The sequence below is a fragment of the Collinsella sp. genome, from assembly GCF_052346665.1.
In the GTDB taxonomy this organism is placed as follows: domain Bacteria; phylum Actinomycetota; class Coriobacteriia; order Coriobacteriales; family Coriobacteriaceae; genus Collinsella.
The window spans coordinates 1-523 of record NZ_DAWDUX010000020.1; the positions used below are offsets into that span (position 1 = coordinate 1).

The window sequence follows — 523 nt, forward strand, 5'->3', positions numbered from 1 at the left end:
GACCACGTTGTAGAAGTCACCGTCGATCTTCTCGACGAGCATGCGGCCATGTTGGCCTTGGATGCCATAGGCGCCCGCCTTGTCCATCGGCTCACCGGTTTCGACGTAAGCGTCGATTTCGGCGTCGGTCAGCTCGTAGAAAGTGACGTCCGTGATGTCGACGAAGGAATTGACGGAATCTCCCCGCGCGATGCAGACGCCCGTGGCGACCTGGTGGGTCTTGCCTGACAGGCTATGCAGCATACGGCGCGCATCGGCCTTGCCAGCGGGCTTTCCAAGGAGCTCGCCGTCCAAAGCGACGATGGTGTCGGCGGCGATCACAGGCTCGTCGAGTTCGGCGTGCTGCCGCGCAACGGCCTGCGCTTTGGCGCGAGCAAGGCGCTCAACGAGCTCAAACGGCCCCTCACCGGGGAGGACGGACTCGTCGATGTCGGCGGGGATCACGCGGATCTCGAAGCCCGCCTCGCCCATGAGCTCGATGCGTCGAGGAGATTGGGATGCGAGGATCACAGCTGGATGCCGT

The 523-nt window shown here is 63.7% G+C and carries 1 protein-coding gene; it reads right to left on the minus strand.

Going from position 1 to position 523, the window contains the following annotated elements; genetic code table 11:
- Window positions 1-510, minus strand: a 510-nt coding sequence (locus tag ACT8II_RS05035) for a Maf family protein (RefSeq protein ID WP_443813179.1), incomplete at its 3' end; no start/stop codon positions are given.
- Window positions 511-523 lie beyond the last annotated feature (13 nt).